The organism is Nocardioides yefusunii (assembly GCF_004014875.1).
Taxonomy (GTDB): domain Bacteria; phylum Actinomycetota; class Actinomycetes; order Propionibacteriales; family Nocardioidaceae; genus Nocardioides; species Nocardioides yefusunii.
Genome location: NZ_CP034929.1, coordinates 964,096 through 982,790, shown reverse-complemented (window position 1 = coordinate 982,790; position 18,695 = coordinate 964,096). Strand labels below are relative to the sequence as shown.

Sequence of the window (18,695 nt, the reverse complement as noted above, 5' to 3'; positions counted from 1 at the left end):
TCCGGGGCGGCGACGAGGCATGGCTGTGCACGAGGGGGCAGGTCGACGACGTCGGACCAGGTGGGGACGGGATCAGCCGGGATAGCCGAACCAGTCGGCTCCCTCGTGCAGGGATCCGAGGGGACGCTCCACATCGTCGAGGTCGCGCACGACGGTGCCGGAGTACACGTAGCTCTTCGCGCCGGGGATGGAGGTCATCGCCAGACCGCTGCTCCCTGGACGGGCGCGCACCCTCTGGATTCTGCTGAACGCGTCGGGAGCGCCTTCGGCCGCCACCAGGTGCACGGCCAGGACCTCCTCACCGGTGTCGAGGAGGACACCGAGGCGTGCACCGGTGGTCCACACCATGTCGAGGACAGGCTGCTCGGCCTGCAGGTGCTTGCCGACCGGCTGGGCCGCCGTGGTCCGCGCGTTGCGGTCCGCGTCGAAGACCACCCGGGCAACCGAGATCGTCGTGTGCGCCCCGGAGGGCTCCCCGGCGAGGAACGCCAACCGGGTGCCGTCCGGAGAGACCTGGATCGAGGTCACGTCGTCACGACCGGTGACCCCGGCGACGGCGACGGTCTGGACCCGTCTCCCGGACAGCATCAGCACCTCGGCGCCGGAGTCGGTGAGGTCCACCAGCCACGTCCGCCCCGCGGCGTCGGTGGTGGGCTCGAGCAGGTCGGTGCGCCCCGACAGCACGGTGCGGAGTCCGCCCCGCGGGAGCCGGACCGACTCCACAGGGCCGGTGTACACCTGGGTGCCCGTGGAGTCGACCGCGACGACGCTGCGCCCGTCGAGCCTGACACCCACCGAACGCACCGGCGTGAGGCCGGAGCCGAAAGGTCCGGTGGTTGCCACCGTGGACCGGTTGGGGAGGCCGCGGCGCAAGCGCCCGTCGACGAACTCGAAGGTGCCCGGCACCGACGCACTTCCGTAGGGGACGACCAAGGTCGCAGCATTCACCGAACGTCGGCTGCTGCCGTCAGCGAACGACAGGTGCCGACCGTTGAACGAGATGCTGAAGGAGTCGACCTCGTCGGCCTGGCGCAGGGTCCACGCCAGTTGTGCTGCTGCATGGTCTCCCACGATGCCGTCGAACGCGCCGGCGGGGCCGCGCAGCGCCAGGTGCAGCCTGCCCTGCTCGTCGGGACGGACGTCCTCCTGGGCGAGCCTCAACCCACTGGGGAGGGCGCTGCGCACCACTCCGGTCAGTTCCCGGCCGGGCCCCTTCAGGAGGCCACGCACGAGATAGCCCAACTGGGTCTCACCGGCCGGGTAGTGGGCAGGTTCGGGCACCATCAGCGACGAGGTGCTGTCGAGGAAGTAGAGCTGGACCCGTTCGACGTTCTCCGCGAACCAGGACTCCGAGACCAGGAGGCGCTGCGGCGCCTGGGCGATGCGCCACTCGCCGTGCTCCTGCACCATCGGCAGCTCGAACGTCGACTCGCTCCTTCCCAGGCGGCCCAGCCACGCGCCGTGGCCGTCGTAACCGTGGGCACCATTGAGCACCAGCACTGCTGTGTCGCCGGTGAAGGACAACGACACCGAGGCGAAGGTGGTGACGGTGTACTGGGGTTCCCAACGATCGGAAGCCTCGTCGGTGAGGTACTGCCGGCTCACGTCGGTGCTCAACGGCAGTGCTCGCATTGCCTGGAGGAACCCGTGGACGATCTCGCTCCGGGTGGCGTTGTCGGCCGGCGAGGGAGGCTGGTAGGAGGTCTCGTTGCTGCCGATCGTGTACGCGTCGACCCCGCTCTCCACCACCGGGCCGGCGCTGGGCATCCGGACGCAGCCGGTCAGCGCCATCGCGCTCAGCGCCATCGCCATGGCAGTCGCCACGGCGAAGGACGCGCTGCTGCGACGGATCACTGCGTGGCGTCCTCGTCGACGGGGACCAGGGGCAGCGGGCTGTGCCGCAGCAGTTGTCCAGAGTGGCGAGGCAGGGTGAGACGGAACTGGGCGCCCTCTCCGCGACGGCCCCAGGCCTGGAGCCAACCACCGTGGAGACGCGCGTCCTCCAGCGAGATGGAGAGCCCCAGTCCGGTGCCGCCGCTGGTGCGGGCCCGGGCCGGGTCGGCGCGCCAGAACCGGTTGAAGACCATCGCTGACTCCCCCCGGGCCGAGGCCGACGCCGTGGTCACGGACGGTGAGCGCGGTGGAACTGGCGTCGTGACCGATCCTGATCACGATGTCGCGTCCCTCGGCGTGGTCGATGGCGTTGGTGACGAGGTTGCGCACGATCCGCTGGACGCGGCGCACATCGGCCTCGGCGATGCCGGGGCCGTCAGGGGCCTCCACCAGCACGGCGACGTTGCGGGCATCGGCCAGCGGCTTGGTCACCTCCACCACGTGGTGGGCGACCTGGACCAGGTCGACGTCGTCGAGGTCGAGGACGGCGGCTCCTGCGTCGAAGCGCGAGATCTCCAGCAGGTCGGCCAGGAGCAGTTCGAAGCGTTCGATCTCGGTGTGCAGCAACTCGGCTGCGCGAGCGGTGACGGGGTCCATGTCGTCGCGGGCGTCGTGCAGCATGTCGCCGGCCATGCGGACGGTGGTCAGCGGGGTGCGCAGCTCGTGGGAGACGTCGGAGACGAAACGGCGCTGCATCCGTGAGAGTTCCTCCAACTGGAGGATCTGGCGCTGCAGGTTGGACGCCATGTGGTTGAACGACGACGCGAGACGAGCGAGGTCGTCCTCGCCGCGGACCTGGAGCCGCTCCTGCAGGTGCCCGGAGGCGAGGCGTTCGGCGACCTCACGCGTCTGGCGCACCGGCGCGACGACCTGACGGGCCACCACGAACGTGATCGCGCCGACCAGGAAGGCCAGGAAGATGCCCGCGGTGAGCACCGACCGCGTGACCAGTGCCAGCGTCTCGCTCTGTTGGGACAGCGAGAAGACGAAGTAGAGGGTGTAGGTCTTCCCGTCCGCCGGCAGCTTGAGCTGCTGGGCGACGACGACGCCCGGCCCCTCGGGAACACCCGCGATCTCCGAACCGGTGGAGACCACGTCGGTGAACTCGTGCGCGGTGCTGTGGTCGTTGGCGAACGCCCGACGCAGGTCGTCGGGGATGCTGCGCATGTCGAGGTCGTCGGTCTTGACGATGCCGCCGTAGGACAGCGGCTGCCCCTCCTCGTAGGGAAGGGTCAGCGCGACCGCGAAGCCACGCGCGGCGCCGCGTTCACGGATCGGGTCGACGACGGCCCGCTGCTGGGCGTCGACCTCGGTACCGATGCCCGGGGACGCCTCGAGGCGGTTGACCGCGTCCTCGACCTCGGCGACGGACTCGGCCACGACGCGGTTGACCCGCTGGTCGAGGAGGCCCTCCTTGACGTTCGAGAGGAGGAACCAGGTGAGGCTGCAGGTGACCAGCACGGTGAGACTCACCGTGCTGGCCACCACGCGGACCTGGAGCGAGCGTCGCCACAACGTCAGTGCGCGCCGGGGCCAGGGCCTCCGGGGGCTCGCGCTGGGGTTCTGCCCACTCATCGAGGGATCAGGCGGACTTGCCGGCCCTGTACCCGACGCCACGCACCGTCAGCACGATCTCCGGGTTCTCCGGGTCGTGCTCGACCTTGGCGCGCAGACGCTGCACGTGGACGTTGACGAGGCGCGTGTCAGCGGCGTGACGGTAGCCCCAGACCTCCTCGAGCAGCACCTCACGGCTGAAGACCTGCCACGGCTTGCGGGACAGGCAGACCAGGAGGTCGAACTCGAGCGGCGTCAGGGAGATCTCCTGGTCGCCGCGCATGACCTGGTGGCCGGCCACGTCGATGTGGAAGTCTCCGACGGTGAGGTTCTCACCGGCAGGCGCGTTCAGACGACGCACCCGCGCCCGGATGCGGGCGATGAGTTCCTTGGGCTTGAACGGCTTGACGACGTAGTCGTCGGCGCCGGACTCGAGACCGAGGACGACGTCCACGGTGTCGGACTTCGCCGTCAGCATGACGATCGGCACGCCGGACTCGGCGCGGATCTCCTTGCAGACGTCGATGCCGTCCTTGCCCGGGAGCATCAGGTCCAACAGGACCAGGTCAGGACGGTGCTCACGGAAGGCCGCGAGAGCCAGGTCACCGCGGGTGACCATGTGGCTCTCGAAGCCCTCCTGACGGAGCACGATCGTCAGCATCTCCGCCAGGGAGGCGTCGTCGTCGACGACGAGGATCTTGCCCTTGGCGGGTGCTTCAGTGCTGTGGGCGTTCACGCCCGAGATGGTGCCAGCCACGATTCCCCCGTGGTTGAGTGCGGAAAGCGGTCAGTAACGGTAGTGCTCGGGCTTGTAGGGGCCCGAAACCTCGACGCCGATGTAGTCAGCCTGCTCCTGGGTGAGCTCGGTGAGCTCGACGCCGAGGGCGTCCAGGTGGAGGCGTGCGACCTCTTCGTCGAGATGCTTCGGCAGGACGTAGACGCCCACCGGGTACTGCTCGGTCTTGGTGAAGACCTCGATCTGGGCCAGCACCTGGTTGGTGAAGGAGTTCGACATGACGAACGACGGGTGGCCGGTCGCGTTGCCAAGGTTGAGGAGGCGGCCCTCGGAGAGGACGATGATCTTCTTGCCGTCGGGGAAGATCCACTGGTGGACCTGCGGCTTGATCTCGGACTTCACGATTCCGGGGATCTTGGCCAGACCGGCCATGTCGATCTCGTTGTCGAAGTGGCCGATGTTGCCGACGATGGCCTGGTTCTTCATCTGCGCGAAGTGCTCGGCGCGGATGATGTTGAAGTTGCCCGTCGTGGTGACGAAGATGTCGGCCTTGTCGACGACCGACTCGAGGCGCTTGACCTCGTAGCCGTCCATCGCTGCCTGGAGGGCACAGATGGGGTCGATCTCGGTGACGATGACGCGGGCGCCCTGGCCACGCAGCGACTCCGCGGAGCCCTTGCCGACGTCGCCGTAGCCGCACACGACCGCGACCTTGCCGCCGATCATGACGTCGGTGGCGCGGTTGATGCCGTCGACGAGCGAGTGGCGGCAGCCGTACTTGTTGTCGAACTTCGACTTGGTGACGGAGTCGTTGACGTTGATCGCCGGGAAGAGGAGCGAGCCCTCCTTGAAGCGCTCGTACAGGCGGTGGACGCCCGTGGTGGTCTCCTCGGTGACGCCCTTGATCTCGGCCGCGATGGAGGTCCAACGACCGGGGTTGTTCGCGAGGGAGCGCTCGAGGACCCGGAGGACCTCCTTGAACTCCTCGTTGTCGGTGCTGTCCTGCGCGGGAACGGCGCCGGCCTTCTCGAACTCGACACCGAGGTGGACGAGCATCGTGATGTCGCCACCGTCGTCGAGGAGGACGTTGGGGCCGACCGAGTTGCCGGACTCGTCAGTGAAGTCGAAGACCTTCTCGGCCTCGTCCCAGTACTCGGCCAGCGTCTCGCCCTTCCAGGCGAAGACGGGGACACCGGAGGGGTTCTCGACGGTGCCGCCGTTGCGGCCGACGACGACCGCGGCAGCGGCGTGGTCCTGGGTGGAGAAGATGTTGCAGGTCGCCCAGCGCACGTCGGCGCCGAGGTCGACGAGGGTCTCGATCAGGACGGCGGTCTGGATCGTCATGTGCAGCGATCCGGCGATACGGGCGCCCTTGAGGGGCTGGGCCGCACCGTAACGCTCGCGCATGGCCATCAGGCCCGGCATCTCGTGCTCGGCCAGCTCGATCTCGGTGCGCCCGAAGTCGGCCAGGCCCAGGTCTGCGACCTTGTAGTCCATGAGTACCCCTCGTCAAGTGTGTGTGCTCGGGCGCCGCGACAGGCGTCCGGTCCCTCCGTTGGTCGAGACTAGGAGAGGCCGGCGAGTATCACGCAATCGTCACGGGGACGCACTCAGGCCTCCCGGGACGTATCCTCCCCGAGATCCGGTACGGGCGTAAGACCCTCTGGACCAGCCTTTCAGTGCTGGTCACCGGCAGCGTCGTCAGCCGTCAGGTCGGCACCCTCGTGGGCGTCGGCGTCGGCGTGGGCTCCGTGCCCCACGCCCAGGACATTGAGCAACGTCACGACGACAGCCCCCACCAGCAGGCCGACGACGGCGCTGCAGGCGGTGTTCGTCAGCCATCCGAACGCACCCACCGCGAACGGCACGGCGTGCTCGACCTCGTGCTGCAGGTCGTGCACCAGCGAGTAGGGCCAGTGCCAGCCGAGCTCGTCGACACCGACCAGCAGGATGTGGCCACCGACCCACAGCATCGCCACGGTGCCGACGGCGGAGATAGTCGCCATCACCGCCGGCATCGAGCGCACCAGACCGAGACCGAAACGGCGGGCCGCGGAGGTGCGTGCCTTCTGCGCCAGCATCAGACCGAAGTCGTCGGCCTTCACGATCAGGGCGACCGCGCCGTAGACCACGACCGTCATCGCGACAGCGACCACGAACAGCACCACGAGCCGGCTCCAGAACGCCTGGTCGGCGACCTCGTTGAGGGCGATCACCATGATCTCGGCCGAGAGGATCAGGTCGGTGCGGACCGCACCACCGATGATCTTCTTCTCGTCCGGCGCAGTCCTGGCGTCGTCGACGAGGTCGGAGGCGCTGGTCTCCTGGTCGCGGTGCCGGAGCTTCTCCCAGACCTTGTGGGCGCCCTCGAACGCCAGATAGGTACCGCCACACATCAGGATCGGGGTGAGCAGCCAGGACGCGAACTCGCTCAGCAGCAGGGCCGCCGGGAGGATGATCAGGAGCTTGTTCCGGATCGAGCCCTTGGCGATGCTCGCCACGATCGGGACCTCACGGCTGGCGGCGAGACCCTGCACGTACTGCGGCGTCACCGCGGCGTCGTCGATCACCACACCGGCAGCCTTGGAGCTGGCCTTGGCCGCGGCAGCGCCGACGTCGTCGAGAGATGCTGCAGCGAGCTTGGCCAACGCGGCCACGTCGTCGAGCAGAGCGAAGAGGCCACCGGCCATGGTTCAGATCCCTGTCTTTCCGGGTTCAGTGCTTCCGAGATTCAGGTACGCCGCGGCGTACCGGCCCTGCGACAGTAGGGACGAGTAGCGTGCCACGCCGCCTGCGCGGCCCTGCTCGCAGGTGATCGTCTCCACCCGGATCCGGCGCGAGTGCGCGGCGCGGACCAGCTGGGCACGCTCGGCGGCAGCGCGCTCGTCGTCGGCGCCGTCGTCGAGCAGCAGCAGGCTGGGGATCAGCAGCGACGGTGCGTCCGGGTCGTCCCAGGGGTCGTCGAAGAGGTCGCGCTGCGGAGCGGACTCGAGCACCGGCAACAGCTGATGGGTCTCCCCCGCAATCGCGGAGTGACCGGTCGCGTGCCGCAACGCCTCCGCGACCCGACGCGCCGCGCGGGCTGCAAGGACGCTGCCTCCCCAGACGACGGGGCGGGAATCGGCGAGGGCGATCGCGAGTCCCTTGGCCGGGTTGACCGCGAGGTCCCGGTGCGGGCTGCACGCCAGGGCCACGGTGTCCAGGGCGCCGGCCACCTCCTCCGGGTCACAGCCGGGCCCCAGGTCGAGGCGGTCGAGCAGGTCGAGGACGACGACCGCGGCAGCCAACTGGTCCCCGGTCACCACCGGCAGCAGACGGCTCCACCGCCCGGCGGCGTGCTGGGCCACCAGAGAACCCTCGGGGGCTGCGACGACCACCTGGGCACCACGACGCTCACCCTCGGCCACCGCCAGAGCAGCGACCTCGTCGTCGCCGTGCGGGGCCAGGACCACGACGAGGTCGAGTCCTCCCACCCAACCGGGAAGCCCGGCGTGCGGCCAGGCCACGAACGGGACCGGGCACCAGGGCTCCAGGACCGCACGCAGCAGGCGCGAGTCGGGGCCGGCTGCGACCACGGCACGCGGACGTGCGCCGGCCTGTTCCAGCACCGCGGCGACCACGGACTCCAGCGCCTCGACGTGGTCGCGGCGCACACGAGCGCCGGCCTCCGCCAAGGGACGCAGGACATGGTCATGCGCAGCCAACGCGCGTTCGTCGTCGAGTCTCGACTCGTCGAACAGGTCGTCCACGGCAGTTCCTCCAGGTCTCAGGGCCCGGAGCGTCTCCGGGACGAACCAGTTCGGCCGGGCCCGCGCAGGGCCCGGCCGTCAGGGGTGTCAGGCGGGCTTGCGAGCCTCGTCGACCAGCAGGACCGGGATGTCGTCGCGCACCGGGTAGGCGTAGGCGCAGCCCGTGCAGACCAGCTCGAGCGCAGCGGCGTCAGCCTCCAGCTTCGCGTGGCAGGCCGGGCAGACGATGATCTCGAGGAGTTCGGGAGCGATGTTCATCAGTTCTTCCTGATCGTGGAGAGAGCGGCGTCGCGGACCTCGGCCATGGTGGCCTCGTCCTTGCCCTCGCAGTTGAGACGGAGCAGGGGCTCGGTGTTGGAGGCGCGGACGTTGAACCACCAGTCTGCGTGGCTCACGGTCAGGCCGTCGAGTTCGTCCATCTCGACGCCGTCACGGTCGGCGTACTGCGCCTTGATCTCGGCGAGCACGGCTGCCTGGTCGGCGACGGTCGAGTTGATCTCACCCGACGTCGGGTAACGGTCGTACTCCGCCATCAGCTCCGAGAGCGGCACGTCGGTCTCCGACAGTGCGGCCAGGGCGTAGAGCGCAGCCAGCATGCCGGAGTCGGCGCGCCAGAAGTCGCGGAAGTAGAAGTGGCCCGAGTGCTCGCCACCGAAGACGGCGTCGGTCTCGGCCATCGTGGCCTTGATGAACGAGTGGCCGACGCGGGTGCGGACCGGCTTGCCGCCGAGCTCGGTGACGATCTCGGGGACCGAACGCGAGGTGATCAGGTTGTGGATGATCGTGGCGCCGGGGTTCTTGGCGAGCTCACGGGCCGCGATCAGCGCGGTGAGGGTGGACGGCGAGATCGCGCGGCCGCCCTCGTCGACGATGAAGCAGCGGTCGGCGTCGCCGTCGAAGGCAAGACCGATGTCGGCCTTCTCCGCGAGCACTGCACGCTGGAGGTCCACCAGGTTGGCGGGCTCGATCGGGTTGGCCTCGTGGTTGGGGAAGGTGCCGTCGAGCTCGAAGTACATCTCGACCATCTCGACCACACGGCCGATCTTGTCGAAGACCACCGGCGCGGTGAGGCCGGCCATGCCGTTGCCGGCGTCGACGACGACCTTGAGGCCACGGCCTCGGACCGGGGACAGCTCGAGCAGGTGGTCGGCGTAGCCCTCGAGGACGTCGTCGACCGAGAGCGAACCGGGCTGGTCGGCGGTGACGTAGGTGCCGGCGGCGACCACGTCGCGGATCTCGGCCAGGCCGGTGTCGAGGCCGACCGGCTGCGCGCCGGGGCGGCACAGCTTCATGCCGTTGTACTGGGCCGGGTTGTGGCTGGCGGTGAACATGACGCCGGCGTGACCCAGGTGACCCGAGGCGAAGTAGAGCTGGTCGGTGGAGGCCAGACCGATGATGACGACGTCGGAACCGGCCGCGATCACGCCTTCGGCGAAGGCCGACGCCATCGCCGGGGAGGAGGGACGCATGTCGTAGCCGACCACGACGGTCTTCGCGCCGAGCACCTGTACGAAGGCGTTGCCGGTGGCGCGAGCCAGCGCCTCGTCCATCTGCTCGGGCACGGTGCCACGCACGTCGTAGGCCTTGAAGATGGCGTGCAGGTTGGCCGGGTCCAGGGTGTTGCTGCCGGAAGTCATGGAGGCGAGCCTAGTGGCCAGCGTCCCGCGCACGACGCAGGGTCGGTCGGCGCGTCAGTCACAGTCTCGACGCGGTGGCCCCGAGGGAGCCGCGACCGGTCTCAGTCGGTGCTGAGGACCCGCAGGTGACCGCGGCGGGCACCTCGCGAGGGGCTGTCCGCAGGGTGGACCTCCGGAGCCGGCTGCTGCGGTCGGGCCGCCTCACGGACCGCGTCGGCCAGGGCCAACAGGTCGTCGTCGGACGGGCCGGGCGCCACGGGGTCACGCTTGAGCCGCAGGACCTCCCAACCACGGGGCGCCGAGAGGCGCTCACTGTGCTCCTCGCACAGGTCGTAGGCGTGCGGCTCCGCGAACATCGCCAGCGGGCCGAGCACCGCGGTCTGGTCGGAGTAGACGTACGTCAACGTGGCGACGGCGGCACTGCCACAGGCGGTACGCGAACAACGACGGCTGGGACTCACGGGAGTGACGTTACCCCGTGGCCGGTCTGATCCGGTCTAGGCTCGCGGCATGGTCGCTCCCACACCTGTTTCCGCCACCGGCGACGAGGTCGTTCCGATGCTCGTCCGCCGCCGCGGTCGGGAGCGTCGGGGACGTGGGATGAGAGGCCCCGGAGTGATGCCCGTCGCTCCCGGCCGTCCGGCGCGTCCCACCGACGGAGCCCGTTTCGACGCGGACGTCGTGGCCGCGGTCAAGCTGCTCGAGCACCGCTGGCACGACCAGTTGCCGTTGGTGGAGTACGCCGTCGAAGAGGTGCCGTCACTGCCGGCTGCCTGGGACGACGACGAGGTGCCGCTCTCCGTGCTGGTGCACGGGCACGGTGCGCGCCCGCACCGCGTGGTGGTCTACCGACGTCCGGTGGAGCGTCGCTCCTCGGGACGCCAGCAGCAGCGCGCGCTCGTGCTGACGCTGCTGGTCGCCCACCTGGCCGACCTCCTGGGCAAGGACGTCGACGAGGTGGACCCCCGCAACCACTGACCCGCCCTGCTCACTGCAGCGCGGGCCGCACCTGTCACTGCAGCGCGGGACGCACCTGAGGCACCGAGGTGCTGGTGGCGAGTTCCTCCAGGACCCGCACCTGCGCGGGGTTGCCCGCACTGGAGACCATCGCCGCGCGGACCGGCACGTCACTGACCTCGAGGACGAAGGTGCGTGCCTTCGACGAGAGATCGACCCGGGTGGCGGTCCCTGCTGCGACCTCGACCGAGACGTCCTTGAGCTGCTTCCCTGCACCGGTGCGCTGACGCAGCGTGACCCGGGTGTCCTCGGCGGCTCCGGCGAGGACGAGGTGTCCTCCGCCGCCGGGCACGACCGTGGCCGCGCTGGTACGGATCCAGCCCGCGCCGACGGTGTGCTGGACGCGCTTGCCCCGCACGGTGCGCAGGGTCGCGGTCACCGGGACCTCGGAGTCGAGCCTGACGCCGAGCACTCCCTCGGCCTGTTCACCGGCCAGGAGCGTGGAGAGGTCCACGGTGGTGGTGCTGCCGGGCGCGACCTCGACCTCGGCGGCGCCTGCAGGCACGAACTCGCCCTCGGACGTCATCAGACGCACGACGACGCGGGCCTGGTCGGCTCCGGCGTTGGCGACCACCAGGGTCCGCTCCCCCGACCCGCTCTCGACGCCGAGCAGGTGGGTGACCTTGCCGCGCGCGCGCTGCGGGCCGAGCCAGGCCCGGGCGCTGACGTTGCTGCCGATCTCGGCGAACGTGTCGGTCATCGACAGCGCGAGCCGACCCCGGGGCACGGTGACGTGCAGGCTCATGTCGTGTCGGGCCGGCACCACCTGGTCGAGGTCGACGACGATCTCGTCGTGGGCCGCGACGGTGAGTCCGCGCAGGGCTGGCACCTCCTGGGGGCCGTCCGCGGAGAGGACCGCGATGTCGGCGACAGCCGGACCCGAGTCGGGATTGACCAGCCGCAGGCGCGACGTGTGCTCGGGTCCCGAACCGACACCGGTGAACCAGATGTCGCTGCGCGGAGCGGAGCAGGCGGTGCCCAGGTCGGCGTCGCCGCGCACGGCGAAGAGACCGACCGCAGCCGCGTCGTTGCCTTCGAGGACGACGGTGCTGGAGGTGCGGCGCGACGCCACGGCGCCGGCGCTGACCGCGAGGGGATCGGCGCCCACGACGTCGAGCTCACCTGCGGTGGCGGGGTCGGCGAACGCAGCCGAGACGTCCTCACTGCCGGGCAGACCAGCAGGGCAGACCAGGAGCTGACGGATCAGCGGAGCCGTCCCCGGCGCCCGGTCGGGGGCGTCGGTGTCGGCCGGGTGGACGGTCGCGAGTGCGCCGAGGGTCGCCAGCGGGATGACGAACGAGAGCAGTGCGACCACGTCGACTCGACGGGTGCCCGGGACGCGGCGGCGGCGCCGGGCGCCGGGCTGTTCAGCGTCAGGCTGCTCTGATTCGAGCTGGGCGGCGTCGAGCTGGGCGGCGTCGAGACCGGGATCGACGGCCGGTTCGGGCGCGGGCTCGGGGTGCGTCTCCGACTCGGCGGAGAGGGCCGCCAGGACGTCGGGGGTCAGCGCCGGGAACTGTCCGGTGTGGTTCCCCTCGTAGGGCTCCGTCGCGGGCCCGTCCTGCACCACCGGGATCTCGCCGGTCCATCCGTCCTCGCCCGGCATCACCCGACGGCGACGCCCCGGCGCGCGGGGCGGGGCGGTCGGTTCGATCGGCTGGCCGGGTTCGGTGGGGTCGTGCGGGGTGTTCATGCGCGCCTCCGTGCGGAGAGGAAGGAGGGTCCGGCGGCCACCAGGGTGACCAGGAACAGAACGGCCTGGACGACCACCAACAGCACCCGACCGACGCCGACGTGGCTGCTGACGGCAGAGCCGTCCAGAGAGTGGTCGACGCGCCAGGCACGGGTGTTGCGGTCCCCCGCGCTGGCCTGGACGAGACCGTCCACGGCATCGAGACCACCGGAGACCCGGCCGTCGACCGGTCCGGGCATCACCACGTACTCGATCCCGAGACCGGCCAGCTCGATGACGTGCTCGGCGACCGGCGCGGAGGCGAGGCCCTGCACGACGCCGGTGAGGCGCTGGTCCTCGTCGGCCAGTCCGAGGATCTCGTCCTCCCCGACGGTCACACCGTCACCGCGGCGCACCCGGTACGTGAGTCCGTCCTCGACGCTTCCGCGCAGCACCAGGACGCCGTGCTCGTCACCGTCGAGCGAACTCTGGGCCATGTAGGCGGGGACGACCTCGACCTCGTCGACGCCGAACGAGTTGGGGGCCACCAGCCACCAGCCGAGGCCCGCGACCGGGACGACGGCGGCCGCAGCAGCCGCGACACCGGCGACACCACGCTGCCAGAGCGGGTACCCGGACGCGGTGGATCTGTGCAGGCGACGCACCATCGCACCCGCGCCGAGCGTGGCTGCGGTGAGGAAGGCGCCTTGGATGACGACGACGAAGAAGCCGAGGCTCGGCGGGGTGTCGGTGGCCGGCAGATGCAGCACCACGGCACCCAGGACAGCGACGACGACGGCAGCCGGCAGCGCCACCAGCCACCCGATCGTGACCGGGATCCGGGTGGCGCCCGGCACCAGGGCCAGTACCGCCAGCACCAGCACCGGGATGCCGAACCACCCGGGCGCACCGAGGGAGGAGAGACGGCCCGAGAGCAGGTCGGTGAAGTCGACGGCGGCGACCGGCAGACGGCCCGCCTCCAAGAAGAGGCCCGCGAACGAACCGGTGGCCACCAGCGAGAGCAGCCAGGGCAGCAGCAGCAGCGGAACCAGGCCGAGCGCCAACGCGGGCGGACCCCAGGCCGACCGTTCGCGCAGCAGTGCCGGAGCGATCGCGAAGCCTGCCGCGACCACGATCGCCGCGGCGAGCAGGGCGAAGAGCCAGACCGCGGGGACGAAGGCGGCGCTCAGGGCCAGCAGCAGGCCGGTACGCCAGGCCGCGCGCCAGCGGCGTGCGGGCTCAGGATCGGCGAACCCGAGGGCAGCGTGGGCGAGCCACGGCAGCAGAGCAGCCAGGACGACGGTGCCGAACCGGCCCTCTCCCCAGGCCCCCGAGGTCGCCGGGAGCAGGGCGTAGGTGACCGACCCCCACGTCAGGACCCACCGGTTGATGCCGTCAGGGTCGACAAGGCGTCCGACCAGGCGCAGGAACCGCCACGCCCCCCAGAGCGCCACCGGGACGGCGAGGAGCATCAGCGTACTCATGACCGCCACGGCGTTGCCGCCGGTGAAGATCCCGGCCAGTGCGAGCACCGCGACGTACCCGGGTGCAGGCACGTCGGTGCCGGTGCCGAGCGGGTGCCGACTCTCGACGTGCAGACGCCACCAGTCAGCAGTGCCGCCGGCCGGGACCGGCGAGAGCGCGCCGCCGGAGATGTCGCCGACGGCAGCACGTGCCGCCACCAGGCTGACCAGGACGAAGAGAGAGACCAGGACGGCGATCGGGTTGGTGAGGAACCGGACCACGATGCCGGTGTCGTCGTACATGTCCTCGTCGTCGTCCGCGGCGTCGAGCCCGGGAGCCGTGCGCGGTGCGACGACGGGAGCGGGCCCGTGGGCCGCTGCCTCCTCCGCCTTCGCGGCGCGCCGACGGTCGGCGACGTCGTGGGCCTGACCGACCACGGCGCTCGCGATCTCCTGGACGGCGTCGAGGCCGTGCCGGTACGGGAGCCACCAGGGCGGACGCAGGGCGTCGACGGCCTCGGCGCTGCCGCCACGGGCAGCACGACGGCGGGCCCGGGCCGCCCGGACGGTACCGGGGCGGGCGTAGACGTTGACGAGCGCTGCGAGTTCGTCCAGGGACTGCCCCACCTGACGGGTCAGCAGCAGGCCGAGGACACGGAGCACCGATCCCACGGCCAGGCGCAACGTGGTCCAGAGCAGGCGTCGCGACTCCACGTTCGAGAGCAGCACCAGCAGCGCGGCCCGGCGCTCGGCGTAGTGGGTGTGCTTGCCGGTCAGCGGAGTCCGGCGCAGGCCGCGGTGGGCGGCCTCGGCATGGAAGACGACCGCGCCGGGCGCGACCAGGGTGGTGTGACCGGCGGCAGCGGCACGCCAGCCGAAGTCGAGGTCGTTGCCGAAGACGCCCATCGCCTCGTCGAGGCCACCGAGCTCGTCGAGGACGGCACGACGCACCAGCATGCCGGCGGTGTTCACGGCGAGGACCTGACGCACGTCGTCGTGCTGTCCCTGGTCGAACTCGCCGAGTTCGAGGCCGGTCTCGCGACGCCCCGTGCCGGAGATCGTGACCCCGAGTTCGAGGAGGCGGCGCAGCGAGGGCCACTCGCGCAGCTTCGGTCCGAGGACGTCGGCCTCGGGGCGTTCGGCCACCACCCGGAGCAACTGCTCCAAGGCGTCGGGCGCGGGCGCGGAGTCGTCGTGCAGCAGCCAGACCCACTCGTCCTCGGGACGCTCGGCAGGCCCCAGGAGATCAAGGCCGAGGCGCACGGCGGTGGGGTAACCGGTGTCGACGGGGGCGGTGACGGTGCGCGACTCCCCGATCACGGGACGCAGGAGTTCGGGAGTCTCGTCACGACTTCCGGTGTCGACGGCGACCACTCGGTCGACGGGGCGCGTCTGGGACGCGAGCCCCTCCAGCACCTGGGGCAGCCACCTCGCGCCGTCGTGGGTGACGAGAACCGCGGAGACGATCATTCGGAGGACTCTAGGACCGCTCCCGGGGCGAAGTCACACGGGGGTTGTTCCGTCCTAGGAGGAGTACCCGCGTCACGCTGGCGACACGCCCGGGATGGCGCGGCATCGATTTTCTTCGTCACACGGGGGCCGGGCAGCACTCGCGGAAAATGCAGAAGGCCCCGATCCTCCGCCAGGAGGGTCAGGGCCCTGACACGTCGGCGTCGTCGCACGGGTGCGACGGGTCAGACGGCCAGCTTCTTCAGCTTGCGGCGCTCGCGCTCGGAGAGGCCACCCCAGATGCCGAAACGTTCGTCGTTCATCAGGGCGTACTCGAGGCAGTCAGTGCGGACGTCGCAGGTCAGACAGACCTTCTTGGCCTCCCTGGTGGATCCACCCTTCTCAGGGAAGAACGCCTCCGGGTCGGTCTGGGCGCACAGTGCGCGCTCCTGCCAACCCATTTCTTCGGCGCCGGAGTCCAGGAGAAACAGTTCCCTCATCAGTTCTCGCCCTCTCGACCTGTGAGCAACACCACTCCCCATCCGTGTGGTGCTGCGTTCAACACAGTTGGAATTACACGCCTGTCGTTCCGCGTAAGTCAAGCCAACGAGTGGTATTGGCGGCCGCCTGTGACCGAAGGTCCGGACCACTTGGTCACACCCCGGAGTACTCGGGCAAAGATATGCGGCATGCGCAACGTCACAGTGCTCTCCGGTGGTATGGGCGGAGCCCGCTTTCTCCGCGGACTTCTCCACGGCATCAGCACGTCCACCGTACCCGGGCTCACCAAGGACACCCACGTCACTGTCATCGGCAACACCGCCGACGACACGTGGCTCCACGGGCTCAAGATCTGCCCCGATCTCGACACCGTCATGTACACCCTCGGCGGTGGCATCGACGACGAGCGCGGCTGGGGCCGACGCGCGGAGACCTGGAGCGTCAAGGAGGAGCTGGCCGCCTACGGCGTCGAGCCCACCTGGTTCGGCCTGGGAGACCGCGACGTGGCCACCCACCTCGTCCGCACCCAGATGCTCGAGGCCGGCTACCCGCTCTCGGTGGTCACCGAGGCACTCTGCCGCCGTTGGAACCCCGGCGTCACCCTGCTGCCGATGACCGACGACCGGGTCGAGACCCACGTCGCCGTCACCGACCCCGACTCCCCCTCCGGCCGACGCGTCGTCCACTTCCAGGAGTACTGGGTCCGGATGCGCGCCGAGGTGCCCGCCGAGGCCGTCCTCACCGTCGGCCTCGACTCCTCCACCCCCGCGCCGGGCGTCGTCGAGGCGATCACCGGAGCCGACCTCGTCGTCCTCCCACCGAGCAACCCCGTCGTCTCGGTCGGCACCATCCTCGGCGTGCCCGGCGTCCGCGAGGCCCTGTCCTCCACCACCGCCAAGGTCGTCGGCCTCTCCCCGATCGTGGCCGGCAGCCACGTGCGCGGCATGGCCAACCAGCTCCTCACCGCCACCGGCGTCGAGGTCTCCGCAGCGGGCGTGGGCCTGCACTACGGTGCCCGCAGCAGCGGTGGAGTGCTCGACGGCTGGCTGGTCGACACCGCCGACGCCGACGCCGTGCCCGCCCTGCAGGGCGCCGGGATCGCGGCCGCCGCGGTGCCGCTGATGATGACCGACGAGACCGCCACGGCGGCGATGGTCTCCGCCGCGATCGAGCTGGTGTCGGCATGACCGCACGCAGCGGCGAGATCACCGTCACCGCACCCGACGGCCTCGGCGAGATCGTCCCCGGCACTGACCTGGCCGTCGTCGTGGCTGACCTGATGGACCTGATGGACGGCGACGTCGTCGTGGTCACCTCCAAGATCGTCTCCAAGGCCGAGGGCCGGATCCGCCCCAGCGACGACGCCTCCTACGAACAGGCGTTCGCGGACGAGACCATCCGGGTGGTGGCGCGCCGGGGCATGACCCGGATCGTGCGGAACCGTCTCGGTCTGGTGATGGCCGCGGCCGGGATCGATCGATCCAACGTCGAGGCCGGCACCATCGTGCTGCTGCCCGCGGACCCCGACGCCACCGCGCGCACCCTGCGTGAGCGACTGGCCGAGCTGGCCGGGGTCAACGTCGGGGTCGTCGTCACCGACACCGCAGGACGAGCCTGGCGTGACGGCCAGACCGACATCGCGATCGGCGTCGCCGGGCTGACCCCGGCCGAGGTGTTCGCGGGCAGCGTCGACTCCTACGGCAACCCGCTCGCCGTCACCCTCCCGGCCGTGGCCGACGAGATCGCCGGCGCCGCAGAGCTGGCCCAGGGCAAGCTCGGGGGACGTCCGCTGGCCCGTGTGCGGGGACGCGCCGACCTGGTGCTCCCGCGCGGCGACCACGGCCCGGGGGCTGTCTCCCTGCAGCGCGGCGAGGGCGCCGACCTGTTCGGCTTCGGTGCCCGCGAGGCGGTGGTGACCGCCCTGGCCACCGACGAGACCTGGTGGCACGTCTTCGGAGCAGCCGCCGCGAGCGAGGAGTTCACGACCGCCCTGCGTCGGGTCTTCCCCGACCTGCAGACCACACGTCTCGAGGAGGATCTCGTCGAGGTCCAGCTCGCCGCCCCGGCTCCCGCCTCGGTGCTGCGTGCCGTCGCCGTCAGCCACGGTTGGCGGCCGGTCGAGGCCACGCCCGAGGCCGCTCTGGTCACTTCGGCGTGCTTCTCACCGACTCGTCCGTAGACTCACCCCGACCGGTCCGCGCCGCGGACCCCGAACGACCACCGGAGAAGAGCCACAGTGGCCAAGCAGGAGAAGAACGACCGGCAGGCGAAGCTCGATGCCATCCGCAAGCAGCAGAAGTCTGCCGCTCGCCGCGGCAACGTCATGATCATCGGTGTGGCCAGTGCTCTCGCACTGCTCATCATCGTGGCCGCTGCGTGGAAGCCCGTCACGGATTCGATCGACCGCAAGAAGTTCAGCTCCAAGGACTTCGCATCCATCGGCGCGAAGGCTGACGTGTGCGGCGAGGTCATCACCCGCGAGGACGGCGACGAGGGCGTCAGCAACCACGTCGAGCCGGGCACCCCGATCGACTACCCGGACGCGCCGCCGGCCTACGGTCAGCACTTCTCGTCCTGGGACACCAACTTCGACCGCAAGTTCTACTCCGACGACCGTCCCGACCTGGGCTACCTGGTGCACAACCTGGAGCACGGCTACACCGTCCTCTGGTACGACGAGACCATCGCCGGCGACGCCGACAAGCTGGCCACCGTCAAGGGTCTGGCCGCGAAGTTCGACGGCAACTCCATGCGCAACAAGTTCAAGGCCGTGCCGTGGACCAAGGCCGACGGCGAGGCGTTCCCCAAGGACCAGCACGTCGCCTTCACCCACTGGTCCAAGGGCGGCCAGGACAACACCGACATCAAGACCGTCGGCGTGTGGCAGTACTGCTCGGAGCCGAGCGGCGCCGCTCTGGAGAAGTTCATGAAGGACTACCCCTACATGGACTCCCCGGAGCCCGAGGCCGGCTGATCCCGGCTCGATCCTCAGCAGCGTGCGCGAGGGCCCGTCACCGCGAATGC

15 protein-coding genes are annotated in these 18,695 nt (G+C 70.4%); 4 read left to right on the top strand and 11 right to left on the bottom strand.

What is annotated here, in order from left to right; all coding sequences use genetic code 11:
- Window positions 1-72: 72 nt before the first annotated feature.
- The 8 genes from mtrB to EOV43_RS04335 form a co-directional block, all read right to left on the bottom strand.
- Entirely contained in the window at window positions 73-3,366 is a 3,294-nt protein-coding gene (gene mtrB / locus EOV43_RS15935; RefSeq protein ID WP_422386151.1) for an MtrAB system histidine kinase MtrB, read from the bottom strand.
- Between the two features lie 109 nt (window positions 3,367-3,475).
- Entirely contained in the window at window positions 3,476-4,183 is a 708-nt protein-coding gene (mtrA, locus tag EOV43_RS04365) for an MtrAB system response regulator MtrA (RefSeq protein ID WP_128219852.1), read from the bottom strand.
- Window positions 4,184-4,234: 51 nt separating this feature from the next.
- On the bottom strand, window positions 4,235-5,680 hold the full coding sequence (gene ahcY / locus EOV43_RS04360; RefSeq protein ID WP_128219851.1) for an adenosylhomocysteinase: 1,446 nt from the start codon (window positions 5,678-5,680) through the stop codon (window positions 4,235-4,237).
- A gap of 179 nt (window positions 5,681-5,859) precedes the next feature.
- Window positions 5,860-6,873, bottom strand: coding sequence for a DUF808 domain-containing protein (locus tag EOV43_RS04355; RefSeq protein WP_128219850.1), 1,014 nt, complete (start codon window positions 6,871-6,873; stop codon window positions 5,860-5,862).
- Between the two features lie 3 nt (window positions 6,874-6,876).
- Window positions 6,877-7,932: an SIS domain-containing protein gene (locus EOV43_RS04350; protein ID WP_128219849.1), complete on the bottom strand. Its 1,056-nt coding sequence runs from the start codon at window positions 7,930-7,932 to the stop codon at window positions 6,877-6,879.
- A gap of 87 nt (window positions 7,933-8,019) precedes the next feature.
- Window positions 8,020-8,190 carry a Trm112 family protein gene (locus EOV43_RS04345; RefSeq protein ID WP_128219848.1) on the bottom strand — a complete coding sequence of 57 codons (171 nt, stop codon included), beginning with the start codon at window positions 8,188-8,190 and terminating at the stop codon, window positions 8,020-8,022.
- Window positions 8,190-9,569: a phosphomannomutase/phosphoglucomutase gene (locus EOV43_RS04340; protein ID WP_128219847.1), complete on the bottom strand. Its 1,380-nt coding sequence runs from the start codon at window positions 9,567-9,569 to the stop codon at window positions 8,190-8,192. Before EOV43_RS04340 ends, EOV43_RS04345 begins: the two co-directional genes overlap by 1 nt.
- Window positions 9,570-9,670: 101 nt before the next feature.
- Entirely contained in the window at window positions 9,671-10,030 is a 360-nt protein-coding gene (locus tag EOV43_RS04335; RefSeq protein ID WP_128219846.1) for a DUF3499 domain-containing protein, read from the bottom strand.
- A 49-nt stretch (window positions 10,031-10,079) separates the two neighbouring features.
- On the opposite strand from EOV43_RS04335, the gene EOV43_RS04330 reads away from it, so the two are divergent.
- Entirely contained in the window at window positions 10,080-10,547 is a 468-nt protein-coding gene (locus EOV43_RS04330; protein ID WP_239022228.1) for a metallopeptidase family protein, read from the top strand.
- A 34-nt stretch (window positions 10,548-10,581) separates the two neighbouring features.
- Here the strand turns inward: EOV43_RS04330 and EOV43_RS04325 are convergent, their stop codons facing one another.
- The 3 genes from EOV43_RS04325 to EOV43_RS04315 all read right to left on the bottom strand — a co-directional run bounded on the left by EOV43_RS04325 (window position 10,582) and on the right by EOV43_RS04315 (window position 15,670).
- On the bottom strand, window positions 10,582-12,279 hold the full coding sequence (locus tag EOV43_RS04325; protein WP_128219845.1) for a DUF5719 family protein: 1,698 nt from the start codon (window positions 12,277-12,279) through the stop codon (window positions 10,582-10,584).
- A complete protein-coding gene (locus EOV43_RS04320; RefSeq protein ID WP_128219844.1) occupies window positions 12,276-15,191 on the bottom strand; it encodes a glycosyltransferase family 2 protein in 2,916 nt (971 codons plus the stop codon). The genes EOV43_RS04325 and EOV43_RS04320 overlap by 4 nt, the downstream gene beginning before the upstream one ends.
- A gap of 224 nt (window positions 15,192-15,415) precedes the next feature.
- On the bottom strand, window positions 15,416-15,670 hold the full coding sequence (locus EOV43_RS04315; RefSeq protein WP_128219843.1) for a WhiB family transcriptional regulator: 255 nt from the start codon (window positions 15,668-15,670) through the stop codon (window positions 15,416-15,418).
- A gap of 189 nt (window positions 15,671-15,859) precedes the next feature.
- Here EOV43_RS04315 and cofD point away from each other — a divergent pair, with 189 nt between their 5' ends.
- From cofD to EOV43_RS04300, 3 genes are read left to right on the top strand one after another with little or no spacing between them, the layout of a single operon-like run.
- Window positions 15,860-16,858: a 2-phospho-L-lactate transferase gene (cofD, locus tag EOV43_RS04310; protein ID WP_128219842.1), complete on the top strand. Its 999-nt coding sequence runs from the start codon at window positions 15,860-15,862 to the stop codon at window positions 16,856-16,858.
- Window positions 16,855-17,850, top strand: coding sequence for a coenzyme F420-0:L-glutamate ligase (gene cofE / locus EOV43_RS04305; protein ID WP_128219841.1), 996 nt, complete (start codon window positions 16,855-16,857; stop codon window positions 17,848-17,850). The genes cofD and cofE overlap by 4 nt, the downstream gene beginning before the upstream one ends.
- A 57-nt stretch (window positions 17,851-17,907) precedes the next feature.
- The gene (locus EOV43_RS04300; protein ID WP_128219840.1) at window positions 17,908-18,645 is read left to right on the top strand and encodes a DUF3105 domain-containing protein; all 738 of its coding nucleotides are present in this window, start codon (window positions 17,908-17,910) and stop codon (window positions 18,643-18,645) included.
- Window positions 18,646-18,695 lie beyond the last annotated feature (50 nt).

Bases quoted from the DNA above. Each gene is read 5' to 3' on its own strand.
- EOV43_RS04320 (WP_128219844.1), bottom strand. From the start codon at position 15,191: ATGATCGTCTCCGCGGTTCTCGTCACCCACGACGGCGCGAGGTGGCTG.
- EOV43_RS04325 (WP_128219845.1), bottom strand. From the start codon at position 12,279: ATGAACACCCCGCACGACCCCACCGAACCCGGCCAGCCGATCGAACCG.
- ahcY (WP_128219851.1), bottom strand. From the start codon at position 5,680: ATGGACTACAAGGTCGCAGACCTGGGCCTGGCCGACTTCGGGCGCACC.
- cofD (WP_128219842.1), top strand. From the start codon at position 15,860: ATGCGCAACGTCACAGTGCTCTCCGGTGGTATGGGCGGAGCCCGCTTT.
- EOV43_RS04340 (WP_128219847.1), bottom strand. From the start codon at position 9,569: ATGACTTCCGGCAGCAACACCCTGGACCCGGCCAACCTGCACGCCATC.
- EOV43_RS04315 (WP_128219843.1), bottom strand. From the start codon at position 15,670: ATGAGGGAACTGTTTCTCCTGGACTCCGGCGCCGAAGAAATGGGTTGG.
- EOV43_RS04355 (WP_128219850.1), bottom strand. From the start codon at position 6,873: ATGGCCGGTGGCCTCTTCGCTCTGCTCGACGACGTGGCCGCGTTGGCC.
- EOV43_RS04330 (WP_239022228.1), top strand. From the start codon at position 10,080: ATGGTCGCTCCCACACCTGTTTCCGCCACCGGCGACGAGGTCGTTCCG.
- cofE (WP_128219841.1), top strand. From the start codon at position 16,855: ATGACCGCACGCAGCGGCGAGATCACCGTCACCGCACCCGACGGCCTC.
- EOV43_RS04345 (WP_128219848.1), bottom strand. From the start codon at position 8,190: ATGAACATCGCTCCCGAACTCCTCGAGATCATCGTCTGCCCGGCCTGC.